Annotated in this window: 25 protein-coding genes; 8 read left to right on the top strand and 17 right to left on the bottom strand. The window is 67.5% G+C overall.

The genetic code is table 11. The annotated features are described in order from the left end of the window. Positions 1–93: 93 nt before the first annotated feature. From ACI3KY_RS01395 to ACI3KY_RS01385, 3 genes are read right to left on the bottom strand one after another with little or no spacing between them, the layout of a single operon-like run. On the bottom strand, positions 94–870 hold the full coding sequence (locus tag ACI3KY_RS01395; protein WP_404928414.1) for a glycerophosphodiester phosphodiesterase family protein: 777 nt from the start codon (positions 868–870) through the stop codon (positions 94–96). After that, positions 867–1865, bottom strand: a complete 999-nt coding sequence (locus ACI3KY_RS01390) for an SPFH domain-containing protein (RefSeq protein WP_404928413.1) — start codon at positions 1863–1865, stop codon at positions 867–869. The genes ACI3KY_RS01395 and ACI3KY_RS01390 overlap by 4 nt, the downstream gene beginning before the upstream one ends. A 13-nt stretch (positions 1866–1878) precedes the next feature. Next, positions 1879–2376, bottom strand: a complete 498-nt coding sequence (locus ACI3KY_RS01385; RefSeq protein ID WP_404928412.1) for an NfeD family protein — start codon at positions 2374–2376, stop codon at positions 1879–1881. A gap of 42 nt (positions 2377–2418) precedes the next feature. Here ACI3KY_RS01385 and ACI3KY_RS01380 point away from each other — a divergent pair, with 42 nt between their 5' ends. Both ACI3KY_RS01380 and ACI3KY_RS01375 read left to right on the top strand, forming a co-directional pair. Beyond that, a complete protein-coding gene (locus ACI3KY_RS01380) occupies positions 2419–3192 on the top strand; it encodes an SDR family oxidoreductase (protein WP_404928411.1) in 774 nt (257 codons plus the stop codon). A gap of 3 nt (positions 3193–3195) precedes the next feature. Continuing rightward, positions 3196–5181 (top strand): S9 family peptidase, encoded by a 1986-nt coding sequence (locus ACI3KY_RS01375; RefSeq protein ID WP_404928410.1) that lies wholly within the window; start codon positions 3196–3198, stop codon positions 5179–5181. A gap of 69 nt (positions 5182–5250) precedes the next feature. On the opposite strand, the gene ACI3KY_RS01370 is transcribed toward ACI3KY_RS01375, so the two are convergent. Further along, positions 5251–5808: an HdeD family acid-resistance protein gene (locus ACI3KY_RS01370; RefSeq protein WP_404928409.1), complete on the bottom strand. Its 558-nt coding sequence runs from the start codon at positions 5806–5808 to the stop codon at positions 5251–5253. A 186-nt stretch (positions 5809–5994) separates the two neighbouring features. Here ACI3KY_RS01370 and ACI3KY_RS01365 point away from each other — a divergent pair, with 186 nt between their 5' ends. From ACI3KY_RS01365 to ACI3KY_RS01355, 3 genes are read left to right on the top strand one after another with little or no spacing between them, the layout of a single operon-like run. Further along, positions 5995–6588: a sulfite oxidase-like oxidoreductase gene (locus tag ACI3KY_RS01365; RefSeq protein WP_404928408.1), complete on the top strand. Its 594-nt coding sequence runs from the start codon at positions 5995–5997 to the stop codon at positions 6586–6588. Next, a complete protein-coding gene (locus ACI3KY_RS01360; RefSeq protein ID WP_404928407.1) occupies positions 6585–7310 on the top strand; it encodes a ferredoxin reductase in 726 nt (241 codons plus the stop codon). The genes ACI3KY_RS01365 and ACI3KY_RS01360 overlap by 4 nt, the downstream gene beginning before the upstream one ends. After that, a complete protein-coding gene (locus ACI3KY_RS01355; protein ID WP_404928406.1) occupies positions 7307–7579 on the top strand; it encodes a DUF6510 family protein in 273 nt (90 codons plus the stop codon). The genes ACI3KY_RS01360 and ACI3KY_RS01355 overlap by 4 nt, the downstream gene beginning before the upstream one ends. Positions 7580–7619: 40 nt before the next feature. On the opposite strand, the gene ACI3KY_RS01350 is transcribed toward ACI3KY_RS01355, so the two are convergent. Next, complete coding sequence (locus ACI3KY_RS01350; RefSeq protein ID WP_404928405.1) at positions 7620–8540, bottom strand: AEC family transporter; 921 nt, start codon at positions 8538–8540, stop codon at positions 7620–7622. Positions 8541–8628: 88 nt separating this feature from the next. Between ACI3KY_RS01350 and ACI3KY_RS01345 the strand changes: the two genes are divergently transcribed. After that, positions 8629–9078 carry a pyridoxamine 5'-phosphate oxidase family protein gene (locus ACI3KY_RS01345; RefSeq protein WP_404928404.1) on the top strand — a complete coding sequence of 150 codons (450 nt, stop codon included), beginning with the start codon at positions 8629–8631 and terminating at the stop codon, positions 9076–9078. Between the two features lie 42 nt (positions 9079–9120). Here the strand turns inward: ACI3KY_RS01345 and ACI3KY_RS01340 are convergent, their stop codons facing one another. From ACI3KY_RS01340 to ACI3KY_RS01310, 7 genes are all read right to left on the bottom strand, one after another. Then, positions 9121–9906 (bottom strand): DUF899 family protein, encoded by a 786-nt coding sequence (locus ACI3KY_RS01340; RefSeq protein WP_404928403.1) that lies wholly within the window; start codon positions 9904–9906, stop codon positions 9121–9123. Positions 9907–10639: 733 nt separating this feature from the next. Continuing rightward, the gene (locus ACI3KY_RS01335) at positions 10640–11734 is read right to left on the bottom strand and encodes a class I SAM-dependent methyltransferase (protein ID WP_404928402.1); all 1095 of its coding nucleotides are present in this window, start codon (positions 11732–11734) and stop codon (positions 10640–10642) included. A gap of 163 nt (positions 11735–11897) precedes the next feature. After that, positions 11898–12119 carry a hypothetical protein gene (locus tag ACI3KY_RS01330; protein WP_404928401.1) on the bottom strand — a complete coding sequence of 74 codons (222 nt, stop codon included), beginning with the start codon at positions 12117–12119 and terminating at the stop codon, positions 11898–11900. A gap of 468 nt (positions 12120–12587) precedes the next feature. Next, a complete protein-coding gene (locus tag ACI3KY_RS01325) occupies positions 12588–12803 on the bottom strand; it encodes a hypothetical protein (protein ID WP_404928400.1) in 216 nt (71 codons plus the stop codon). Positions 12804–13034: 231 nt separating this feature from the next. Further along, complete coding sequence (locus tag ACI3KY_RS01320) at positions 13035–13826, bottom strand: nucleotidyltransferase domain-containing protein (RefSeq protein WP_404928399.1); 792 nt, start codon at positions 13824–13826, stop codon at positions 13035–13037. Positions 13827–13893: 67 nt separating this feature from the next. Then, the gene (locus ACI3KY_RS01315) at positions 13894–14403 is read right to left on the bottom strand and encodes a GNAT family N-acetyltransferase (RefSeq protein ID WP_404928398.1); all 510 of its coding nucleotides are present in this window, start codon (positions 14401–14403) and stop codon (positions 13894–13896) included. 170 nt (positions 14404–14573) lie between these two features. Next, positions 14574–15059, bottom strand: a complete 486-nt coding sequence (locus ACI3KY_RS01310; protein ID WP_404928397.1) for a MarR family winged helix-turn-helix transcriptional regulator — start codon at positions 15057–15059, stop codon at positions 14574–14576. A gap of 100 nt (positions 15060–15159) precedes the next feature. On the opposite strand from ACI3KY_RS01310, the gene ACI3KY_RS01305 reads away from it, so the two are divergent. Further along, positions 15160–16242: an alkene reductase gene (locus tag ACI3KY_RS01305; protein WP_404928396.1), complete on the top strand. Its 1083-nt coding sequence runs from the start codon at positions 15160–15162 to the stop codon at positions 16240–16242. A gap of 30 nt (positions 16243–16272) precedes the next feature. Next, positions 16273–17208 (top strand): NADP-dependent oxidoreductase, encoded by a 936-nt coding sequence (locus ACI3KY_RS01300; RefSeq protein WP_404928395.1) that lies wholly within the window; start codon positions 16273–16275, stop codon positions 17206–17208. 79 nt (positions 17209–17287) lie between these two features. Here the strand turns inward: ACI3KY_RS01300 and ACI3KY_RS01295 are convergent, their stop codons facing one another. From ACI3KY_RS01295 to ACI3KY_RS01275, 5 genes are all read right to left on the bottom strand, one after another. Continuing rightward, positions 17288–18268 carry a hypothetical protein gene (locus ACI3KY_RS01295; protein ID WP_404928394.1) on the bottom strand — a complete coding sequence of 327 codons (981 nt, stop codon included), beginning with the start codon at positions 18266–18268 and terminating at the stop codon, positions 17288–17290. Between the two features lie 154 nt (positions 18269–18422). After that, positions 18423–19256, bottom strand: coding sequence for a CPBP family intramembrane glutamic endopeptidase (locus ACI3KY_RS01290; protein ID WP_404928393.1), 834 nt, complete (start codon positions 19254–19256; stop codon positions 18423–18425). 310 nt (positions 19257–19566) lie between these two features. Beyond that, positions 19567–20154 (bottom strand): recombinase family protein, encoded by a 588-nt coding sequence (locus ACI3KY_RS01285; RefSeq protein ID WP_404928392.1) that lies wholly within the window; start codon positions 20152–20154, stop codon positions 19567–19569. Positions 20155–20260: 106 nt separating this feature from the next. Beyond that, positions 20261–20488 carry a hypothetical protein gene (locus ACI3KY_RS01280; protein ID WP_404928391.1) on the bottom strand — a complete coding sequence of 76 codons (228 nt, stop codon included), beginning with the start codon at positions 20486–20488 and terminating at the stop codon, positions 20261–20263. 513 nt (positions 20489–21001) lie between these two features. Continuing rightward, entirely contained in the window at positions 21002–21601 is a 600-nt protein-coding gene (locus ACI3KY_RS01275) for an SGNH/GDSL hydrolase family protein (RefSeq protein WP_404928461.1), read from the bottom strand. Positions 21602–21671: the final 70 nt, after the last annotated feature.

Genomic DNA, 21671 nt, shown 5'->3' with positions numbered 1-21671 from the left:
GAAGTGACCTGTGCGGATCATCCGAAGGAGCCCCGTTCACCCACCTTTCACAGTGGATGCACAGCGGGGCTGGCGCACGGTCATTTGAGCGTGCTAAGTCAGCGTAGCGAGAGCCGCATCGGCGCGGTCGGTCACGACCCCATCGACTCCCATCGCGACCAGACGGACCATGTCGTCCGGCTCGTTCACCGTCCACACGTGCACCTCGACATCGTGCCGGTGCGCGGCGGCGACGAGCCGCGGGGTGACGATGCGCAGCCGGCCCTGACGCTCGGGCACCTGCAGTGCGTCGATTCCCGCCAGCGCACGCGCCAGCAGCCGATCCGACCGTGCCGCCACGGCGGTGAGCACGCGCCCGATGGTGCCGCGCCCTGCTGACGTCGCCGGACGGATGCCGCGACCCGCCGCCTGGGCCGCCTCGAGCGCAGCACGCCGCCGTGCGTCGGAGAAGCTGGTGAGCAGCACCCGATCTCCGAACGGCGCGATGGTCGCGCCGAGGGCGGATGCCGCATCCGTCGCCTTCACGTCGAGGTTGAATCTCGTCGCCGGAAACGCGTCCAGCGCCTGTGCGAGGGTGATGAGCCCGCCGCGTCCGGTCATGAGCTCCGCCAGCTCGCGCACGGGGACGTTCGCGATCTTGCGGGGATCGCCGGTCACGCGCGAGAGATCGTCGTCGTGGAAGAGCACCACCACGCCGTCGGCGGTCAGGTGGCAGTCGGACTCGACGTAGTGCGCCCCGGCGGAGTGCGCCGCGGCCACGGCGGCGAACGAGTTCTCAACGACGCCCGTGGCGGCGGCCTCCGGGGTCACGAGTCCACGGTGCGCGAGCACGCGAGGCGTCGCGACGCCTGCGAACCACGGGTGCGTCACGGCGTGGGCGGGGTGACGGCCGGCGGCGGGCCGGCCGGCGCGGGACCGCCCGAGGGGGTGCCCGTGCTCTCCGCGCGACCCTTGGCCGCGGCATCCGTCATGACACCGGCGAACGAGCCCGTCAGACCCTTGAGCGCCTCGGTGAACTCGCTCGGGATGATCCAGAGCTTGCTCGACGCGCTGTCGGCGATCTTCGGGAGCGTCTGCAGGTACTGGTAGGCCAGCAGCTTGTCGTCGGGGTTGCCCGAGTGGATCGCGTCGAAGACGGTCTGGATCGCCTCGGCCTCGCCCTGCGCGCGCAGCACCGCAGCCTGCTTGTCGCCCTCGGCCTTGAGGATCTCGGCCTGCCGGCGGCCCTCGGCCTCGAGGATCTGGGACTGCTTCGAGCCCTCGGCGGTCAGGATCGTCGCGCGACGCTCGCGCTCGGCGCGCATCTGCTTCTCCATCGAGTCCTGGATCGAGTGCGGCGGGTCGATGGCCTTCAGCTCGACGCGCGAGACGCGGATGCCCCACTTGCCGGTGGCTTCGTCGAGCACGACGCGCAGCTGGCCGTTGATGTTGTCACGGCTGGTGAGCGCCTCTTCGAGGTTGAGGCCGCCGACGACGTTGCGCAGCGTGGTGGTCGTGAGCTGCTCGACGGCGCCCAGGTAGTTCGCGATCTCGTAGGTCGCCGCACGTGCATCCGTGACCTGGAAGTACACGACGGTGTCGATCGACACCACCAGGTTGTCCTCGGTGATCACCGGCTGCGGCGGGAAGGAGACGACCTGCTCGCGCATGTCGATGAGGGGACGCAGACGGTCGATGAAGGGCACCAGCAGGTTCAGTCCCGGCATGAGCGTCTTGTGGTACCGGCCCAGACGCTCGACGACGCCGGCGCTCGCCTGCGGGATGATGCGGACGGATCGGAAGATGACCACCAGCACGAAGATGAAGACCGCGATCGCGAGGATCCAGCCGATCACCGCGGGGATGGTGGATGCGAAATCATTCATGCGGGAGCGGGTCCTAAACTGCGGGGGTCGGGGGAGTGGGGGAGTCGGAGCGCACCACCGCGGTCGCGCCGTCGATGCGGCTCACGCGCACCGGCATGCCGGGTTCCAGGTCGCCAGCCTCGGCCAGATGATCCGCTTCTGCACGCGCGGTCCAGATGTCGCCGTTGGCGAGCTTGACCTGACCGCCGTGGGTTCCGACGGACGAGACGACGGTGCCGCGCAGGCCGATGAGCGCGTCGACGTTGGACGGCGTCGGGTCTTCCCCGCGCCGCAGCCGCCGCAGCAAGGGCGGTCGCAGTACCAGCACGAGGATCGCGGCAACGCCCGCGGCGATGATCACCTGGAGCCAGATCGGGGCGCCCAGCAGGTCGGCGAGCAAGCCCGCGAGACCTCCGATGCCAAGCATCAGGAAGGTGAAATCGAGAGTCAGCATCTCGATGACGAGGAACACCAGGATGAGCACCAGCCAGCCGATCCACGCCCACTGTTCGACGGTCTCGATGAGCTCCACGATGCGCCTCCTACGCTCGAACCTAGCAGGTAGGGTCTACACGTGACTGAGACATCCAACCCGCTTCCCGAGAGTTCCCTGAGCGGCAAGACAGCACTCGTGACAGGCTCGTCGCGCGGCATCGGCGCCGACACGGCGCGCTACCTCGCACAGGCCGGCGCGAACGTCGTCATCAACTACCGCAACAAGGCCCCGCGGGCCGAGAAGCTCGCGACGGAGCTGCGTGAGCTCGGTGTGCAGGTGCTCGTCGTCGGTGCGGATCTCACGGATCCGGCGTCCGTCCAGGCGATGTTCGATGAGGTCGCGCGCACCTTCGGCGCGCTCGACATCCTCGTGCTCAATGCGTCGGGCGGTATGGAGTCCGGCATGGCGGAGGACTATGCCCTCCTGCTCAACCGCGACGCCCAGGTGAGCGTGCTCGAGAGCGCCCTGCCGCTGCTGGGAGACGGCTCTCGGGTCGTCTTCGTCACGAGCCACCAGGCGCACTTCATCCGCACGACGCCGACCATGCCCGAGTACGAGCCGGTCGCCCTCTCCAAGCGCGCCGGCGAGGACGCGCTGCGCGAGCGGATCCCCGCGCTGACGGAACGCGGCGTCGAGTTCGTGGTCGTCTCGGGCGACATGATCGAGGGCACCATCACCGCCACCCTGCTCGAGCGTGCGAACCCGGGGGCCATCGCCGCCCGTCGCGAGGACGCCGGCAAGCTGTACAACGTCTCCGAGTTCGCCGCCGAGGTCGCCCTCGCCGCGCTCGAGCCGGTGCCCGCCGAAAACACCCGTCTGGTCGGCGACGTCAGCTCGTTCGGGGCGGAGTGATCGATGCGGGCACAGGACATCGAGACCCTCGTCTCCGTCGGACGCCCCGCGATCTCCGCTGACGGCTCCTTCGCCGTCTTCGCGTCGTCGCGTCCCGATATCGCCGCCAACCGGGCCGTCGGTCAGCTCTGGCGCGTCGACCTTCCCGACGGGGCTCCGCGCCGCCTCACCCGCGGAGTCGCCGACGGATCCCCGAAGCTCTCGCCCGACGACTCGCGCATCGCCTTCGTGCGCGCCGACGCCAAGGGCAAGCCGCAGGTGCACGTCGTCACGGCAGCCGGCGGCGAGCCGGTGCAGGCGACCGAGGCGACGCTCGGCGTCGAGGATTTCGCGTGGTCGCCCGACGGTGCGACCATCGCCTATCTCGCTCGGGTTCCTGAGAAGGGCCGCTACGGGAGTGTGGAGGGGCTGGATGCCGGGGCGGAGGCGCCGCGGCACATCACCGGCGTGCGCTGGCACGCGAACGGCCTGGGCTACATCGGCGACCGCCCCGCACACGTCTTCGTGATCGCCGCGCCCGAGCCCGACTCCGAGCCGTTCTACGAGCCCGCCGCTGCCGTGCGCGCGGACGAGGCCACGCCGCCGAAGAAGACCCTGGTGGCCGCTGAGGCGCGTGCGCTGACGGAAGGCACGACGTCGCACGGCGGTCTGGCGTTCACCGCCGACGGTCGCGAGGTGCTGACCGTGCCGGACGACATCGAGGCCGACCGCCGCGACCTGCGCAACCGCCTCGTCGCGATCTCGGTCGACGGGTCGGGCGAGCGCGAGGTGCTGTCGGTCGACGCCGGCCTCTCGCTGTCGGGGCTGGACGTCGCGGGTGACGGCACCATCGCCCTGTTGGCCGGCGAGGTCGGCGAGGGCGTCGACTTCGTCGCGCCGGGCGTCGGTCTGTGGCTGCTCGACGAGGGCACCCCGGCACGCATCACGGATGCCGACACCATCGACCTCGGCGAGGTCGGCAGTCACATCACCCCCGTCGGTGACGACTTCCTCGTGCAGGACCGCACGCGCGGCCGCGTGCGGCTCATCCGCGTGAGTCGCGACGGCGCCCTCTCCGAGGTCTTCGGCGGCGACGTCGAAGTCATCGGGCACGCCGCCGGGGGCGATCACATCGTCGCCGCCGTGGCCCGCCCCGACTCGTACGGCGAGCTCGTGCTCGTCGAGGACGGCGGCTCCCGCACCCTGACCTCGTTCGGGGCGCCGGCCGCAGCAGCGGGCATCGCCCTGCCTCGCGAGCTGACCGTGACAGGCCGCGACGGCTACCCGGTGCACGGGTGGGTCGCCGCTCCCGAGGGGGACGGGCCGTTCCCGGTCATCCTGCAGATCCACGGCGGCCCGTTCGCGTCCTACGGCGTGCACCTCTTCGATGAGACGCAGGTGCTCGTCGATGCCGGGTATGCGGTGGTCTACTCCAATCCGCGCGGCTCGGCAGGCTACGGACGCGCGCACGGGCGCAGCATCCGTCAGCAGATGGGGACCGTCGACTTCGCCGACGTCATCGACTTCCTCGACGGCGCCATCGCCGCCGACGCGCGTCTCGACGGCGAGCGGGTCGGCGTCATGGGCGGCTCGTACGGCGGCTACCTCACGGCCTGGGTCATCGCGCACGACCACCGATTCGCCGGCGCGATCGTGGAGCGCGGCTTCCTCGAACCGGTCTCCTTCCAGGGAACGAGCGACATCGGCTCGTTCTTCGGGGACGAGTACGTCGGCGTCTCGGCCGACGACATCGCGCGGCAGAGCCCGATGGCCGTCGTCGGCCAAGTGACCACGCCGACCCTGGTCATGCACTCGGAGCTCGACTTCCGCTGCCCGCTCGAGCAGGCGACGCGCTACTACTCGGCGCTCAAGCGCCAGGGCACCGACGCGGAACTGCTGGTGTTCCCCGGTGAGAACCACGAGCTGACGCGATCGGGCCAACCGCGTCACCGCGTCGAGCGGTTCGATGCGGTGCTGGACTGGTGGCGCCGCTACCTGCCCGTGGACTGACGCGGACGCGCAACGACGACGGCCCCGGGAGCGATCGCTCCCGGGGCCGTCGTTCTGATCCGGCTGGGATCAGATGTCGCCCTTGAAGGTGAAGGCGCGCACGATGTTGATGATGCCGAGGACGATGAGCGAGATGCCCAGGATCCACCACAGCACGATGACGCCCCAGATCGGGGAGAACAGCACGATGATGCCCGCGACGATGCTCAGGATGGCGAAGAAGATCGACCAGCCCTTCGACGCGGCGTCACCGAGGGTCGACAGTGCGACGATGCCCTCGACGATCCACATGATGCCGATGAGGATGCCGAGGAACAGCGCCAGCCAGGCGGTCGTCTGACCGATGTTGAACAGCGCCACGACGCCGGCGATGATGAACAGGATGCCGAGGGCGATGTGCCCGACGCGGGCCCAGCCGCCCTTGGTCTTGGAGAAGATCCCCAGACCGGCGTAAACCAGCCCGGCGGCGATGGCGTAGATCGCGATGATGACGGTGACGACGGCGGCGGTCTTTCCCGGCCAGACCAGGATCAGGATACCGACGATGAGGGCAAGGACGCCGCCGACGCCGAGCGCCGTCCGGATCCCGTTGACGGCCGACTTCTCGGCTTCGGATGCAGTAGACATGGGGGGCCTTTCTGAGAGTTCCCTGTACGTGGTGCGGGCAAAAGCTTAGACCCGCTGTCGAACTTCCGTGCGACCGTGAACGTGTGTTGCCGGATGCCCGTCGCCCCGACGGGCCCAGGCGCGCTAGCGTGAGCGTGCGTGACCGTGAGTGTGTGCCGCGGCGCGGCGCACAGGAGGAGGAGTTCCATGGCCGTCGTCTCGAGGGGGTTCGGAGCACGCCGTCGCGAGAGCGATCCGCGGCTGCCGCCCGGCCAGTACCTGACCGAGGACTTCCCGGTGCTGTCGGCGGGGCCGACGCCGCGCATCGACCTGGATCAGTGGCGGTTCGGTATCCGCACCGGGGGAGGCGCCGAGGTCTCCTGGACGTGGGACGAGTTCCGGGCGCTGCCCATCGAGGATGTCGATACCGACATCCACTGCGTGACGCGCTGGTCGAAGCTCGGCACCTCGTGGCGAGGCGTGTCACTGGACACGCTGCTCGAGAGCGTCGACTCCGACGCGTCGTACGCCATGGCTCATTCCTACGGCGGCTACACGACGAACATCCCGCTGGACGAGCTGCGCGACGGACAGGCGTGGGTCGCTTTCGAGTTCGACGGCGAGCCGCTCGACCCCGAGCATGGCGGGCCGGCTCGACTCCTCGTGCCGCACCTCTACTTCTGGAAGAGCGCGAAGTGGGTGCGCGGTCTCACGCTGATGGACGACGACGAGCCCGGGTTCTGGGAGCAGAACGGCTACAACATGCACGGCGATCCCTGGACCGAGGAACGGTATTGGTGACCGTCGGAGGCTGGCAGCCGGCACGCGTGGTCGACGCCGTCGAAGCGACGCCGTCGGCGCGCCTGCTGAAGCTTCGGGTACCCGGATGGCCGGGGAACGATGCCGGCCAGCACGTCGACATCCGCCTCACGGCCGAGGACGGCTATCAGGCGGTGCGGTCATACTCCATCGGGTCGTACGGGCCGGGCGAGACCATCGAGCTCGCCGTCGATGAGATCCCCGAGGGAGAGGTCTCGCCCTACCTCGTGCGCGATGTCCTGCCCGGCGACGAGCTCGAAGTCAAGGGTCCGCTGGGCGGCTACTTCGTGTGGCGGCCCGGGGGAGCGGACCCCGTGCAGCTCATCGCGGGCGGATCGGGCATCGTGCCGCTGATGGCGATGGTGAGGGCGGCGACGGATGCCGGAGCCGCGGCATCCGTCCGGCTCCTATATTCGGTCCGCACGGCGGAAGACGCGATATATCGCGATGAGCTGGCGCGAGTGGCCAGCAACGGGGGAGTGGGGCTCACCTGGCGCTACACGCGTGCGGCACCAACCGGCTGGCAGGGACGCGTGGGGCGTGTCGATGGCGAGGTGCTGCGGGGAGCCACGTGGGATCCGGATCGGCAGCCGATCGTCTACGTCTGCGGCCCGACGGGCTTCGTCGAACACGTCGCCGATGCACTCGTCCAGGTGGGACATCCGTCCGCCCGGATCAGGACCGAACGCTTCGGAGGTGCATGATGCGGCCAGAGATCGCAACCAGCACGGTCGACGGCAACGCCGCCGCAGGTCTGCTGTGGGACGTCTTCGAGGCGGACGTCACGGCCTTGATCGCGGTGTGCGGCGGGTGCCACGAAGGAGCGCCGGTCGCCGCGGCCGTCGTCGAGATCGATGAGGCAGCGGCCATCGTGCGGTGCCGCACGTGCACGCACACGCTCTTCACGGTGCTGCGGCAGGACGGCCGGGCGCGGCTCGTCATCGGCAGCATGCATGAGATCGTGCGCCCCTGAGGAGCTGACGGACCGACGCCGCACGGGCTGAGGCGCCGGGCTACCCGAGCAGCAGCGTGGCGAGGATCAGCACCGGGACGCATCCGATCGTCGTCAGGAAGACGGTGTCGCGCGAGATCGTCTCACCCACGTCGTAGCGCTGCGAATAGTTGAAGACGTTCTGCGCGGTCGGAAGGGCGGCGAGCACGGTGACCACCAGCACATCGTGTGCGGCGAGCCCGAAGACGAACTCCGCCAGCGCCCACGCGATCACCGGCATCGCGACGAGCTTCAGGCCGGTGGCGAGCACGATGTCGCGCCGGCGGCCGGAGGGCGCCAGCACGCGCTGGCCGTGCAGCGAGATGCCGTAGGCGATCAGCAGGATCGGCACGCACGCGTTCGCGATCAGCACGGCGGGTTCCATCACGATCGGAGGCAGCTCGATGCCCGACACCGAGACGAGGGTGCCGAGCAGCGAACCGAGCACGATCGGGTTCGTGGCCACGCGCACGATCGCGCGCCACAGCGACGCGCGGGCGGTGGTGACGGCATCCAGGATCGCCATCGTGATCGGCGTGAACACCAGGAGCTGCATCAGGATCACCGGTGCGGGGTACGCGGCGCTGCCGAGCAGGTAGAGCGACAGCGGGATGCCGATGTTGTTGGAGTTGACCTGGCCGGCGCTCAGCGCGCCGATCACGGTCTCGCCGACCGAACGCCGCCACGCCACACGCGCGATGAGGGCGTACGTCAGGATCACCGCAACGGCGGCGATCGCCGACACGGGCAGGAGGGCCGAGAACAGAGTGTGCACGTCGGCCTGCGCCAGCACGACGAACAGGAGGAACGGCGACAGCACGAAGAACGTCAGCCGGGCGAGCACCGGGCGGGCATGCTCGCCCAGGAGGTCGATGCGGCCCAGGATCCAACCCAGCAGGATCGCCACGCCCACCACGACGAACCCGGTGAGCGACTCCAGCATGATCCGAGCCTAGGAAATCGTTCTCTCGGGGGCGAATCGTGCGTCGCCGTCTGGCAGACTGACACGCGCTGCACGAAGGGAGTCACGGATGCCGCAACCCCGCGACCGCGCGACCCGCAAGGCCGATCTGCTCGCCGCGCTCACCGCGCCGGCCGCCGACGTCTGGGTGGCGACCGCGTCACCCGAAGCCGCGCCGCATCTCGTACCCCTGTCGCTGGCGTGGTTCCAGGACCGAGCGGTCATCGCCGTCGAGGGCGGATCGGTGACAGCACGCAATATCGGGGCGTCCGGCGTGGCCAGACTCGGCCTCGGGCCGACGCGTGATGTCGCGATGATCGACGCGGTGCTGGAGCGCTCGCTTGGGGTGGACGACGACGACTCGCTCGGCGCCGCGTACGCGGCGCAGGCCGACTGGGACCCGCGAGGGCTCGCAGGGTACGTGTTCCTCGTGCTGCGACCGACGCGCATCCAGGCGTGGCGCGAGTCGAACGAGCTGGCCGGGCGCGTGCTCATGCGCGACGGCGCCTGGGTGGTCTGACCCACGATCACCGGGTCCGCCATTTCGAGGATCTCTCGAGCGTCAGTGCTGATGAAGCTGCGGGGTGGTGTCCTCGGCCGGTGGGCCGGCCGCGTCGCCGAGATCGTCGACATGGCCGGCGCGGATGCGGGGCCACTGCGCGGTCGGTCGGCCCTTGAGGCTCATCTGCTGCCCGCGCGTGTCGAACTGCTTCGGCCAACCGGCGGGGGAGTCCTCCCAGAACTCCTGCCTGCCGTACACGGTGAGATCCATCAGCGCGTAGGACGGCGCCATGCGCTCGTTGCCGCGACCCGTCGTCCAGTAGGTCTCGTAGACGTGGTCGCCGTCGCGGAGGTAGCAGACCAGCATCCCGAAATCCCGGCCCGCGACCAGCCGGTCGGTCGATCCGGCGGGCACGGCGTACCACGGCATCGTCCAGCCCATGAAGTCGCGGTAACGCGAGCTGGCCTCGTAGGGGCCTTCGCAGAACGTCGCGTACGTGATGTCGCGCGAGTTCAGATACGACAACTGGTTCATGTGGCTGGTCGAGAACGTGCACCCGACGCACTGCTCGGCCGCCGGCTTGCCGTCGTGCCACATGTGGAAGTATGCGATCAGTTGTGAGCGCCCCTCGAAGACGTCGACGAGCGGCACTGGCCCGTCGGCGCCGATCACCGGCGTCGTGGCGTCGACCGCGACCATCGGCAGCCGACGACGTTCTGCAGCGAGAGCGTCAGCGGCGCGCGTGTGCGCCTTTTCTTTTACAAGCAGCTCGTCGAGCCGGCTCTGCCACTCGTCTCGCTCGGTGATCTCCGGCAGCGGCAGCTTTCCGGCGGGCATTTCTGTCATGGCCCATATCTAGTGCCCGGCCGGAAGCGGCGCAACGGGCTGGCCTTCCGCGGGCGCCGATAATGCACATTATGTCAGTTCGTAGTTGTGTTAACCGTTTGCGAAGTCTGCAATCACCCTCCCCGGGCAGACGGGTCGGCTGGCGGGCGAAGGTGCTGATGCGGGCGCGCCGCTAGGAAGGCGGGCAGCCGGTGGCGCTCAGGGCCGCAGCCGGGTCGCACATGGTTTCCGTCCACTGAGGATCGCCCCGTAAGAATCGAACGCACTCGTCGTGTAGACGGCGACCTCGGCGCCACTCCCCGCGAACGCGAAAGAAACGATCGGGTCGCCTTCAGTGGTCGGGAAGCTCCAGGCGAGCTCCGCAGGCTGACGTGAAGAGACAGCCGCCACATTCCGCGCCGACGCGAGCTGCGGTACCTGCCGAGCGTCAGCCCCTCCCCCGCGATCCTTCACGAGATCGCTCTAGAAAACTGGGGCGTCGGCGGCGGGCACGCCGCTAGCGACGTCGACCTCGGGTTCACCGTGAACCTATGAACTCGCCGAGCATCCCGTAGCGCTCCCCCACGCCTCGCTGCAGAAAGTAGTCGGCGGTCATCGCGGCGATGCCGTGGCTTGTCGCGCAATAGCGGTCGTCGAGCGGAGTGCATCGCTACGCAGGTGGCTCCCCCGGCTAACCGTGGGAGGGGCTGGGACCGTCTGTCACTGGTGTGCGGCAGCAGCTGGAGAACGCGCCTCACCGATCCAGGAGGTAGAACCGGAAGGCGGCGAACCCGTCGATCGGCAAGACGCTGACGGCTGAGAAGCCTGCTTCGTGAGCGTAGCGTTCGAGGGTCGCATGTCGCATGACCGTGCCGGTCGCGACCGAGCCCGGTGTTGACATCGAGTCAGGGAGGCAGATCAGGAGACTGTACCCGTACATCACCCGCTCGACGTCGTCGCCCGGGGGCGAGAACGCCTCGGCGACAGCTTCGTCCATCACGACGACGACACCATCCGATCGGACCGCGCGACTGATCGCGGAGAGTACGGCGACCGGGTCCGGCATGTCGTGCAGTGCTTCGAAGACGAATGCGGCGTCGTAGCGGTCTTCTCCCCCATCGGCGAGCTGCTCTCCCCGGAGTTCGGAGAATGTCACGTTCTCGAGTCCTGCGGCATGCTCGTGTGCCGCCTCGATGGCGGGCGCATCGATGTCGAACCCGTCGACGATCGCATCCGGGTAAGCCCGGGCAAGACCGATCGTCGACCACCCGTGACCACACGCGACATCGGCGATCCCGGCATCAGGCCGCAACAGCACCTCGTGCACCCGCGGGACAGATGCGAGCGCTTTCGCAAGCACATTCTCGAACCAGGGCCGGTTGATATCGCCCTGACCATCGCGCACGGCAGCACCGAACGCCGCCCAAGGTACGCCTCGACCCGATCGGTAGGCGTCCATGAGGTCGGGCATGCGCAGCGCGACCGCTGCGAACATGTCCGCCAGCGGCGCGGAGTAACCGAGACATGCGCCGTCGGTGAGTACCGCCGCCTGCGCGGCTGGCAGACGGAACCTGAGCTCGTCGGGCTCGCCGTCGCTGTCGAGGATGCCCGCAGTCGCCTGCTGCTCAAGCCATTCGCGCGCGTACCGTCGATCGATGCCGGTCCGCGCGGCGAGCTCAGCCGCCGTGGCCGGCGCATCCCGGAGCGCGGCGTAGAGCCCAAGGCTGGAACCGATGTGGATGGATAGCGTTTCCATCCCGCCGAGGAACCTGTCGAACACCCACCCCGCGAATTCCTCGACCGCCTGCTCATCGGTCTTCTCGCCGTCGCGATCCACCGTGACGTCCATCCCCACCCCCCCGTTGAAATGACGGCATCAACGAGCGACATGCTAGAACTCGCACCCGCCATCCACCAGGCATCCGGTGCCCGCCCACGGTACGTCACCTCACACTGTGGCGGCTAGGCAGCGACCACGCGGACGGGTGGCCTCCCGAGCGTTATCGGGAGGATCAGCGAGTGAGGAGGGCGAGTTCCGTCTCCCAGCGGGTCTTGCGTGGCTCGGTGCGCGGATCGGTGATGTAGATCTCGAATCGCCCAGCCCAGCCGGTGCCGGCGCCAGCTTCTTCGACGTCGAACGGAATCTGTCGCTCATCGGCCCACTCGAACAGCAGCCGGTGAGCCCGCATCGAGTGATTGACGTATCGCAGGACGACGTAGTCACCGCTGGGCATGGTGCCCGTGCGGACCTTGTCGTCACCGGCCTGGTCGCGAACGCGCCGACCTCGATGTCCATGTCACCGGCCATGTCGACAGTGTGCAATCGCAGGTAGAACGAGCCGTCCGGCTGGACGGCGTGGACGTGCATCCACTCGATGAGCTCCGCGAGGAGCCGGTCGCGTTCGGCGAGCATCCCGCGGAACGGAGTGCGCTTTCGGATGCCGAGGGTGGGGCGCTGCTCGCGGTACTCCAAGCGAGGGCCGTCGACAACGTCCACGCCAGCTCCCTTCCATAGCGATCGTGTTGACGGTACTGCACCGCCAACGTGCGCGGCGGTGCAGTCTGCGGGATCAGCTCACATCGAGGCGATCTAGAGGCGCTGCCGCATGAAGCGACAGTGGCGAACTGTCGTGAACCATGGCTCGCGTGCCGGTCGTCGAGCGCGCAGATATTCGGCTGGGTGAGAACGCGGCGTCGTGCCGTCATTCGGGACGCTTCTCCACCCACGACACCATCAGATACGGGCTATAGACGAAGACGACGGTGTCACCCTTCCAAGGGATCTTGATCAGCCCCTTGCCCGCGTCCATCGCTGCGGCGACCTGGGAACGAATCGACTCCCACTCGTTCGCGTCTGTGAAGCGGAACTTCCGGTAGGCCGTCTCCGGCCCGATGTACAGCGTCACATCCGATCCCATGCAACGGAATATATCGATGCAGAAGCGCCAGCGTGGATGAGGTGAACATGCCATTCACTCCCCCGGCGCGGAGAACGGTCCTCAACTACACCGTGTGGCGCGCGCCTTCCACCGCGCTGCTAGCTTTCGCTGAGGAGGATCGATGCCCAAGGAGCCTAATCCGAGACATTGAGACCGAGCTTTATCCCCTCACGGACGCTCGTCAGAAACGAACTGGCCGGGGCCGGCTGATCACGTGTCCCACAGTCCGATGCGATTCGCGAAGTCCTCGGCGATGCGGGAAACGACGCCGTCGTCGCCCACCGCGTCTCGTAGATCCTTGGCTGACGCGGGAGCGCCGTCGCACCACGCCAGCAGTTGATCGAGTCCTCCCGCGAGGTCGGGGCGATGTCTGCGCCAGCGAGCTGCCGCTGTGGCCCGGTCGGTCGACCACATGCCCTCGGTCACACTGACGAGTCCAGCGGTCGCGAGCAGCGTCTTGCGGCCGACGAGCCTACCGAGAGCCGCGGCATCCGTGGTGCCCGCTTGCCGCCACCGGTCCAGCGCGCGACGGATGTCGCCATTGAACCCGCGTGCCGCGCGTGCGTCTCCCGGGAATCGGTCGTCGCCGACGGGCGAGTGGCCCAGAAGCGGAACGCAGTAATGCCGTAGGAACACCCGATTGCCGTAGGCCTCGTCGCCGGGCCCCTCGTGATCGTGTCGCCCGGCCACAGTAATTGCGACCTCGCGGCAGAGCGACCGGTGCGCGTCGGAAAGTTCCTGAGCGAGCGCCGCGGCGTGCTCCTTCTCGACACCGATCGCGACGAGATCGACGTCCGACCGGCCCGGCTCCGCCATTCCGGTGGCCACTGAGCCGTACAGCAGCAGCGCAGCGTCCGTGTCGATCGCCTCCCGCCGCCGGAGATCGTCGAACGCGGACGTCGCGTCGAGGACGACCTGCTCGAAGGCCGGCGGGACCCGATCGCGCGACGCCCCCGTACGGATACAGCCGTCGGTGGTCAGCCCTTCGTGAGGATCACGCATCAGATGAGGGTAGCTAGTCGGTCACCCCTGCTCGAGCTCGCCGTCGGCACGGACGGATGAGCGGTCCTCAGGCGAGCGACAAGGGCATGCTCAGGACCCAGCGCACAGTTCCGTCGTTGCCGCGATCCTCATCTTCCCGGCGCATCCCGATTTTCTCCGCCACCCGAGTCGACGCGCGATTGTCGGGGTGGACTATCGCGATGACTTCCTCGGCTCCGAGTCGGTCTCTCGCGAAGTCGCGGCACGCGGCGGCCGCTTCTGTCGCGAGCCCCAGCCCTTGCCAGCGGGGCAGGACGTGGTACCCGATCTCAAGGCGCATGACTCCGTTGACGTCCTGCCAGGTGAGCCCACAATCCCCGACGAACTCCCCCGAAAGGGTTTCGATGATCCAAAGCCCGTGTCCGTACCGCACATAGTTCTTCAAGTTCCAGTCGATCCACGACACCGCCTGCTCACGCGTCTTCGGGGCGGGATAGAACTGCATGACGTCGGCATCCCCGAGAAGGCTCGCCATCGCAGACAGATCGGCGGGAGCCATCTGGCGAAAGCGCAGGCGCGGAGTATTCGGTGGGAGCATCCGTCGACCATAGCGAAAGCCTCCGCGCGCCTCGGTGTCGGGTGCGGCACGTCGAGAACAGGACCGCCGCAGATCAGCCGGGCAGGCTCGCGGACCGATCGCCGGTGCTCGGATGTCGGTGCTTTGGCGTGCGGACTATCGCGTCGTCGAGGAGTTTCATCGCGCCGAGGTTAGCGGCGAGTGGACCGGGAGGGTTGTGATCGGATGTCGGCCGCGACGTTTGTGAGTAGGCGCGTCAGTTCGTCTCTGTCTTGGTCGTCGAGTGCGGCGATGAGTACGTCGTGCACGACGCGGACATGGCCTGGCAATACGCGTGCGAGGAGGGCGGCGCCCGCGGGACTGAGGCTGACATTGACGCCACGTTCGTCGTTGGGCGACGGTACACGGGCGACCAATCCGGCGGCTGCGAGGTTGTTGATCTGGTAGGTCAGTCCGCTCCTACTGTGCACGATCCTGTCCGCGATATCGGTCATGCTCAGCGGCGTTTCCGGGCGTTCCGCCAAGACGGCGAGGATCTGAAACTGCACGAAGCTCAGCCCGCCATCGGTGCGGAGCTGGCCCTGTACACCCTGTTGGACCAGGGCGCCCACCTCAAGGAGGGCAAAGTACACACCGAACTCGCTCGGCAAGGTCTGTGGGACCGGTTGCTGCGCCATGAGAAAATTCTATGTCGAATCTGCTTCGAATTGGAAATATCTGCCAGGCCGCCTGCGTTCTGTCGTGATAAGTAGTTCAAATTCGAAGGAGTTGCGGATAATGTCCACCACTGACGCTATGCAGACCGGGGCGCTGTGGTCGCCCGTCATCCTGGGCCGGATCGCGCTGCCGCACCGGGTGGTGATGGCTCCGATGACGCGCAGTCGCGCCACGAGCACGGGGCTGGTGACTGACCTGACGCGCACTTACTACTCGCAGCGAGCCTCGCTGGCGATGCTGATCACCGAGGGCACGCAACCGTCCGAGGACGGTCAGGGTTACCTGGCCACCCCGGGGATTCATAACGCCGAGCAGGCTGAGACGTGGTCGCGGGTGGCGGATGCTGTGCACGAGGCGGGATCGACCCTGGTCATTCAGTTGATGCACGTGGGCCGGGTGTCGCACGTCTCGAACACGCCGCACGGTCGTGCTCCGTTGGCGCCGTCGGCCATCGCGGCGCGCGGGGACATTTTCACTGCGGCCGGCGCGCAGCCTATGTCGACGCCGCGTGAGATGACCGAGTTCGACATCGCGCAGACCGTCTCCGACTTCCGCCGCGCGGCGCGGCGCGCCGTCGATGCAGGCGCGGACGGCGTGGAGTTGCACGGTGCGAACGGCTACCTCCTCCAGCAGTTCACGAGCAGCAACGCCAACCGCCGCACCGACCGGTACGGCGGAGACCTGGCCGGCCGGGTCCGCTTCCCGCTCGAGGTGGCCGCCGCGGTCGCTGAGGAGATAGGTGCCGACCGCGTCGGCTACCGGATCAGCCCCGGCAGCCCGCTAGGCGACATCGAGGAGGCTGATCTCGCAGAGATCTACGCCGCGCTGATCGCCGGCCTGGCTCCGCTCGGCCTGGCGTACCTGCATGTTGTGCACCTGGGCGACGATGCGCTGCTGCGCGGCATCCGGGCGAGCTGGCCCACCGGTCTCGTGCTCAACCGTGCCGGCGCAAATATCGACCGGCGCGAGGAAGACGTGAACGACGGACTGGCCGATGTGATCAGCGTCGGCTCGCTCGCCCTCGCAAACCCCGACCTTCTCGCCCGCATCCGCACCGGGGCGGCGATGAACGAGCCTGACCGCGCCACGCTCTACGGCGGCGCAGAGCACGGATACACCGACTATCCGCTGCTCGCGGCCTGACCCTCACCCCACCTGAAAGGAACCATCAGCGTGAACGCCTACCTCGTGTCCCATTACGGCCCGGACGGACTCCAGCACGCAACCCTCGACCAACGCCCGCCCGGCCCCGAGGAGATCGCCATCCGTCTGGACGCGATCGCGATCAACCCGCTCGACTGGAAGATCCGCAACGGATGGCTGGACGAGATGATCCCACTGCCACTGCCCGCTGTGATCGGCTCCGAAGGGGCCGGCACCGTGCTCAGTGTCGGGGCCGACGTCACCGGCTTTGCCGTGGGCGACCGTATCGCGGGCTTCATCGACAGCGGCGCATTCGCTGAGACCGCCGTCACGAGAGCCGCTCGGCTGCTGCCGGTACCCGCAGGACTGTCCACGGAGCAGGCTGCGGCATTACCGACAGCGGCCGAGACCGCCACGCGGATCTACGCCCTGCTGCACCCTGAGCCGGCCTCGACGGTCGTCGTAAACGGCGCCGCCGGCTCGGTCGGGAGCATGATCACTCAGCTCCTGGTCCGCGACGGACACGCCGTGATCGGCACAGCCAGTGCCGACAACCACGACTACGTTCGAGGCCTCGGCGCGACGCCGATCGGCTATGGCCCCGCCCTGGTCGACGACCTGCGCCGCCTCGCGCCGGCGGGCATTCACGCCGGATACGACACCACCGGCCACGGATTCATCGGCCGCGTCACCGACCTGCTTCCGGCGCGCCGAATCGTCACCATCGTGGACTTCGCGGCCGCAGCGCAAGGAGCGATCGTCGCCGGTGGCGACCCCACCCAGCTGACCATCACCGCAGCCGTTCGCGAAGTGTTCGACTCCGCCGCACGCGGCGAACTCCGCGTCTCGATCGCCGCTTCATACGACTTCGACGCGCTACCCGACGCCCTCGCCCTCAGCGAACGCGGCCACCTGCGCGGCAGAGTCATCGTCAGAGGCAAGGGCCGCGAATCGGCCGGTGTCTGACTGACCCCGCGGACCGGTGGACACACCGGTCCGCGGGCACCCTCGCCGCTACACTCCCGCTGTCGGAGGGAGGCGCCGTTCAGGCCGGCTGGATGGGCTTGTCTCGGAGCTCGTCGATGAACTCGACGCCTGCCTCTGCACTGACGGGCCGATACAGGCGGATGCCGTAGTAGAACTTCTGCCCCTCAGTGGTTTCGATGACGTTGGGCTTGCCGGCGGCCCGCTCGTCGCCGAACCAGATGCTGATCGTGCCGTCATTGTTGCGGGTGATGTCGGTATCCGCCAGGGCCGGCTTCTCGACGTCGAGCCAGCCCATCTCGTCGTACTTGATGACGGAGAAGTAGCCGTTGTGGTCGTAGTCCAGTGGCGGCACGTCGAACGTCCAGACATCGTTGCCTGTGCTCGTCGTCATCACCTGGAAGTACTGGGCATGCTCGGGTGAGAGACCGCCCCAACCCAGCCGCGCGGCCAGGAGATGCTGATACGGGTCGGTGGACTGAGGTGTTCCGAATCCTCTGCTGAAGTCGGCTTCGGCGGCGTGGCTCTCCAACTCGGCACCCACCGCGAGCCGGGACTCCTCGTCGAACTCCCTGCCGGTGTAGGGATTCGCGGTCGCCGCGACGATCGTGCGAAGGTCCTGTAGCTCGTGCGCGCGGTCCACGCCACCGGTCGTCGCTGTCCGGCCGAGCACGTACACGTGGTTGCCCATCGAAAGATCGGCGCGGGTGACTGTGACCGACTCTCCGGGGTACGCGACGCCCACGATGTAGTGGTTCTCGTCGATGATCTGCGCGATCTGATACTCCGCGGACGGCGCCAACGTGAAGGTTGCCTCCTCGGTGACGTCCACCACCGCGTAGGAGTAGATCAGATCGACGTTCGAGCGGATGATGACCTGATTCTCGACGTTCACCGGCACCCGGTTGTGGAAGTACTCGTTCACCGGAGCCTTCTTCAACTGTTCGCGGATGTAGTGTGCGGTCTCCGCCTCAGCAAAGTTCTCCCGCGTCACGATTTCAGCCACAACATCTCCCTCGCTCGCCGGCAGCAGTGCTTCCACCCTGACACACCCTCGGACTCGCGAAGCAGGACGCTCAACAACTGCCCACGTTGACACCAACCCATAGAAGGGTCGCCCCCCACGGGTCCGTCGAAGTTACAGCCTTCGCCTTGACGAGTTCCACTAAGGAGGGGCCCGATCGTCCGCAGCTTCGTTACGACACCGCCAGGGATGCCGGGAGGACCTCGTGTCGGGCTCGGCGTCGTTCGCTGACGATGAGCACGATGAGCAAGATGAAGCCCGTGGCGATCACGAGGCACGTGCTCAGCGCCGGCAGGAGACCGAAGAGGTTGTTCGCCGGATATTCACCGTGCAGGAAGAGCGTCGGGTCGGTGCTGGCATGCACGAGCATCGGCGCGATGAGGGTCCGGGTGACACGCAGAATCAGGTACATGCAGATGCCGAACGCGAAGGTGTAGACGATCTGCAGCACGGTGATGCCGAGCCCCTGTGTGGACGTGAAGAGGTTGGTGAAGTGCAGCGCGGCGAAGATCCCGGCGGATGCGAGCGCTACGGCGATCTCACCACGACCGGCTTTGCGCATCATGTTGACCACGAAGCCGCGGGTCACGAGCTCTTCAACGAATCCGACGAACAGTCCAGTCAGCAGCCACGTGAAGACAAGGACCAGTCCGGCGTCGGCGTAGTCGATGCTGAGCAGCGCAGCGACGTTGATGGCCAGCACGACGATGAGGGCGATCCACATCCATCGACGGCCGGGCTGCGTCTGCCGTGCGAACAGTTCTTTCAGCCATCCCACGGATGCGGCGAAGGCGATGAGCAGGACGCTGGTGATGATGATGGGCAGCGCGGTGGCGAAGAACACGTATGACGCGCTGCCTTCGTCACCACGGACGTCTTCATCAACTAGCCCGAGCAGAAACCCGATCAGTTCATAGACGCCGAGGTAAACGGCAGCGAGCAGCAGCGTCCGCCAGAATCCGCCGTGGTCCCAGAACCGCTTCCATGCCGAGGACTGCTCGGCCATCACGACTCCATTCACGACCGCGTTGGTGTGCGTCGAACGCCTCGCGGTTCTGCGCCAATCCTGACAGGCCACCAACAGGACTCCGGACGCCACTACCGCGCCCGCTGGTGCGGGGCAGTCGACCTGGCTACCGATCCCGACAAGGATCGATCGGCCGATCCGTTGATCGGGAGACGGTCGACTAGCGTGCGTCGCTAGGCCGTTGTGCCCGCGGTCGTGACGCCGGCTGCCCGAGTGTGAGTTCCGGGTCCTCAAGGAGAGCCATCAGATGAGAGCTCCCACGATAGAGCGCGGGAGCTCGGTCGGCTCGTCACCGGTCAGCGGTGGCGACGCGTCGCTTCACTTCTCGGTAGATGGTCGCCCGAGACACACCGAATAGTTCCGCGATCTCGGTCTGTGAGTACGCGCGACCATCGAGCAGTTCATACAGATGTGCTCGCTGCGTGCGCGTCAGCTTCGGCTGCTTCCCCTTCAGCCTGCCCTTTGCCCGAGCGATGGCCATACCCTCGCGGGTCCGCATCCGGATCAGGTCCGTCTCGAACTCCGCGACCATGCCGAGCACATTGAACAGCAAACGGCCGATCGGATCCGTCGGGTCATACGTGCTGCCACCCAGGCTGAGTACGACACCTTTGAGCGTGAGCTCGTCCGCGATATCGCGCGCATCCCGCAGGGAACGTGCGAGACGATCCAACTTCGTCACGACGAGCGTGTCTCCGGATCTGACCGCTGCGAGCGCCTCTCGCAGACCGGGCCGCGCCCGGTTGGTGCCCGTCATCCCGTGATCGACGAAGATGCGGGCTTCATCCACTCCCAGCCGCACCAGCGCCTCGAGTTGAGCAGACAGGTCCTGCTCGATCGTCGACACTCTGGCGTAGCCAACCTTGATCTCATTCATTGCCACATCGTCTGACCTACGACGACCCCTCACTAGCGCACCGGCGCCCACGCGGGATCGCCACTCGCCCTGAGCTGACCGAATGCCGGTCCATCAGCGCGCGCGATTAGTCGGAATCGTCATTCGCTGCGGTCTCGATCCAGTCGACCGCTTCATCCGCGAGAAAGAAACCGTCCGGTCCTGACTCGCCGACCCACCACGCGCTCGACGTCACCGCGCCGCCTGCCGCCACAATCTTGCTCAGCACTTCCGGTGACACCGCTTCGCCGTTGTGGGCAATGAGCCACGCTCGGGCGTCGGAGTCCAGCCTCGCCCACCACTCGATGGTTTCCATGCGGCCACCATTGCACCAGCTGCAGCCAGCCGAAAGCCGGTCGGCCCGCGTGCACATTCTCCCGACGGTCGCCGTGGGCATCACTGAGTTGCTGCCGGCAGTCGCGGACCAGCCGTGGGAGGTTGTGGCGGTCGCGAGGGGATCTGGCTGTGAGTGGCACCCATTTCGTGCGGGTTGGTTGGAAATCCGGCGATCCTCAATGGGGAGGTCGTGTTGCACCTCAGCGAATCCTGGTCATCAATAACCGACGGCGTGCTTCGGCCGCATCCGCGTTGATCGAAAGTCACGACTGTGCTTGGCGAGGGATCGAAATACGAACGGTGAAGGGTGTCAACCCCGACCCCGGACCGCCGCGAAGGAACCAGGCGGGCGTATGCCCGGTCCCGTCCCGCTCCCACTACAGTCGAGTCCTCTCAGGCGGTCGAGCATTCCTTCCATCACGGAAATCTGCGTCACAGGTTGTGAGCCGAGCGTCGTCTTCACCCAATTCGGTCGTCGACGGTTCGGGGGCCATCACCGGTCGATCCGCTCGGCTACCGCACGTGCCCACTGCTTGTACCCGACCGGAGACGGGTGGAAGCCGTCGCGGGCGAAAATCTCGACGTTCGACGTCAGGAGTCCGGTCGAGCTGATCCACACCACATTGGAGTGGGTTGCGCACTCCGCCTCGGCGATCTCATCGAGCGCCTGACCGCGACTTCCGAGATACCGACCTAGCGCACCTGGTAGCGACGGGAATTGCGCGAACGGAGGAATGCCCGCGACCACTACGAGCTGCACGCGCACCGTCAGGTGGTCGAGTACCGCGGCCAGATCCAGGCCCCAGTCGACAGGCCGAGTGCGATTCAGCACATCGTTCACACCGATCAACAGCACGGCGACATCGAACGCCTCGTCGTCCAGCATCCGATGCCGGACGCGCCGGATCGTCGCACCATGATGGCCACGCACCTGCCAGTGCACCGTCTCACCCCCACGGTCGGCCAAGGCGCGAGCGAACGCACCGGCGAACGCCTCGTCGTGCGTGGCGGCTCCGCATCCCGCAGCGGTCGACTCTCCCACGACGAGCACTCGAACTGCCTTCCCGTCGTCAGCCCCGACGGTTCCTGTCATCGGACCGGTCGCCCCGGGCAGCACCTCGACGCGCCGACGCACCCAGAGGGCTTGCGCCGCGACGACGACA

Source organism: Microbacterium sp. ZW T2_14 (assembly GCF_044987405.1).
In the GTDB taxonomy this organism is placed as follows: Bacteria; Actinomycetota; Actinomycetes; order Actinomycetales; family Microbacteriaceae; genus Microbacterium.
Note: the sequence above shows the minus strand (reverse complement) of the source record. Positions and strands in the feature narration are given on the sequence as shown.